General features: G+C 75.4%; 2 protein-coding genes. Both read right to left on the reverse strand.

Features of this window, described 5'->3' with window-relative positions:
* Positions 1-17: 17 nt before the first annotated feature.
* Complete coding sequence (locus ACFUEL_RS38445) at positions 18-1,463, reverse strand: MFS transporter (protein WP_380242675.1); 1,446 nt, start codon at positions 1,461-1,463, stop codon at positions 18-20.
* A 107-nt stretch (positions 1,464-1,570) separates the two neighbouring features.
* Positions 1,571-2,362 (reverse strand): helix-turn-helix domain-containing protein, encoded by a 792-nt coding sequence (locus ACFUEL_RS38450; protein WP_380242677.1) that lies wholly within the window; start codon positions 2,360-2,362, stop codon positions 1,571-1,573.
* Positions 2,363-2,452 lie beyond the last annotated feature (90 nt).

Here is a 2,452-nt window from a genome sequence, read left to right on the forward strand (position 1 = left end):
CGACCGGTCCGACGCGGTCACTGCCCGTCCGCCCTCCGGCCGGGCAGGGCCTGGACCACCAGCGCGAACAGGGCGGTGGCGGCCAGCACGTACCACAGGCAGGCCCGGAACGCGGCCGGGACGGCGTCGGGGCCGGGGTGGTCGGCCAGGACGCGGTAGAAGACCAGGCCGATCAGGGCGACGCCGAGCGCGTTGCCGACCTGCAATCCGGTGGTCAGCACGCCGCCGGCCGAGCCCGCGCTCTCGGCCGGGACGCGGGTCAGCACGGTGGCGGTCAGCGGGGCGAAGGACAGGCCCATCCCGCAGCCGTCCAGCAGCAGGCCGGGCACCAGCCACCACGCACTCCGCCCGTCCCCGCCGACCGCCCACAGCTCCAGCAGCAGTCCGGCCGCGCGCAGCGCGCAACCCGCCGTGATGGCGTGCCGGCCGATCCGGGCGGCCAGGTGGCGGGCGTTGGCGGAGGCGGCGACGTAGCCGGCGCCGAGTGCGCTGAAGACCAGGCCGGAGCCGATCGGCGTGAGGTGGCGGCCCTGCTGGAGGTAGAGCGCGAACACCAGGAAGTAGGAGGCCATCGAGGCCCAGAAGGTGAGTTGGGCGGCCAGGCCGACGCCGAAGGCGCGTTGGCGCAGCAGCGACAGGTCGAGCGTGGGCGAGCCGCCGGCCCGGCGCAGGCGGCGCTGCTGGGCGGTGAACGCGGCGAGCAGCAGCGGCCCGGCGGCGAGCAGCAGCCAGGTCCACAGCGGCCAGCCCCGTTCGCGGCCCTCGATCAGCGGCAGGCAGAGCGCGGTGAGCGCGGCGGTGACCAGCAGCAGGCCGGTGAGGTCGAGGCGGGGCCGCCCGGGGGCCTTGGACTCCGGCAGCAGGCGGGCGGCCGCGAGCGCGGCGGCCAGTCCGATCGGCAGGTTGACCAGGAAGCAGGCCCGCCAGCCGAGGCCGAACAGGTCGGCGCGGATCAGCACGCCGCCGATCAGCTGGCCGAACACGGCGGCGATCCCGGACGCGGCGGCGTACCAGCTGACCGCGCGGACGCGGGCCGGGCCCTGGTAGGAGGTGGTGATGACGCCGAGCACCTGGGGGGCCATCAGGGCGGCCGCCGCGCCCTGCAACACCCGGGTGGCGATCAGGAGTTCGGGTCCGGGCGCGGCGCCGGCGGCCGCGGAGGCGACGGTGAACAGGGCCATGCCCAGGACGAGGACGCGGCGGCGCCCGTACAGGTCGCCGAGCCGGCCGCCGGTGATCAGGCCGACTCCGTAGGTCAACGCGTAGGCGGCGACGACGAGTTGGATCTGCGCGTCGGTGGCGTGCAGGTCGTGCTGGAGGGCCGGGACGGCGACGTTGACGATGAAGAAGTCGAGTCCGGAGAGGAAGACGGCGGTGAGGACGATCGGCAGGGTGGCGCGGTGCGGCCCGGTCGGGGCGGCGGCCGCGGGGGCGGTGGCGGGCACGGTGGTGCTGTCGGTCATGGGTGGGCAGGCTCCCGGGGAGGTGACGTGGGCCGCGCCGCTCCACCCCGGGGCTGCCGGGGCGGGGCGCGGTGCGCCTTCCACTCTTCCCGGGGCCGCCGGGTGCCTCAACTACCTGTCAGGTAGGCGGCGGTGTCGTCGTCGGCCGGGAAGAAGCTCTCGATGATCAGCTCGGCGGAGGTCAGGTCGCGGGCCGTGCCGAAGGTGGCGAACGTCGCGATGAACGACAGCACCCGTCCGTCGAAGCGCAGTTCGAGCGGCATCATGATCTCGTCGGGGCCGGGGATGTCGACCTCGGGCACCGGCTGCGCGCACGGGTAGCCGAGCAGTTCCTCGTACAGCGGCCGGAGGTTCGCGTCGAGGGTCGCGCGGCGGGCCAGTCCGGTGAGCAGTTTGCCGCGCCAGCGGCCCAGGTTGGCGATCCGCGGGGCCATCCCGTCGGGGTGCAGGACCAGGCGCAGGGCGTTCACCGGCGGCTGGAGCAGGTGCGCGGCGACGCCCCCGGCGAACAGCCGGTCGAACGGTTCGTTGGAGGCGACGATGGTGCGCCGGCCGTCCAGCACCAGCGCCAGGTAGGGGTGGTGGCCGCGCAGCACCCGCCGCACCGCCGCCAGGACCGGCCGCATCGCCGGGTCGTCGAGCGGCTTCTCGTGGAACACGGGTGCGTAACCGGCGGCCAGCAGCAGCGAGTTGCGCTCCCGCAGCGGCACGTCCAGGTGTTCGGCGAGCCGCAGCAGCATCTCCCGGCTGGGCTGCGAGCGCCCGGTCTCCAGGAATCCGACGTGCCGGGCCGAGACGCCCGCCAGGTTGGAGAGTTCGAGTTGGCTGATCCCGCGCCGTCGCCGCCACTGCGCCAACAGCCGCCCCACCCGCGCCCGTTCGGCCGTCTCCGCCGTCACCTTCGGCCTCCCCCGTCGCGCCCGGCCCCCAATCTACCCCGCTCGGGCGGGGGAACGCCGGGTCCGCCCCCGCCCCACCCGGTGCGGGGG

This window comes from Kitasatospora sp. NPDC057198 (genome assembly GCF_042670125.1).
GTDB lineage: Bacteria > Actinomycetota > Actinomycetes > Streptomycetales > Streptomycetaceae > Kitasatospora.

Coding starts and splice junctions, on each gene's coding strand:
- ACFUEL_RS38445 (WP_380242675.1), bottom strand. CDS start 1,463: ATGACCGACAGCACCACCGTGCCCGCCACCGCCCCCGCGGCCGCCGCC.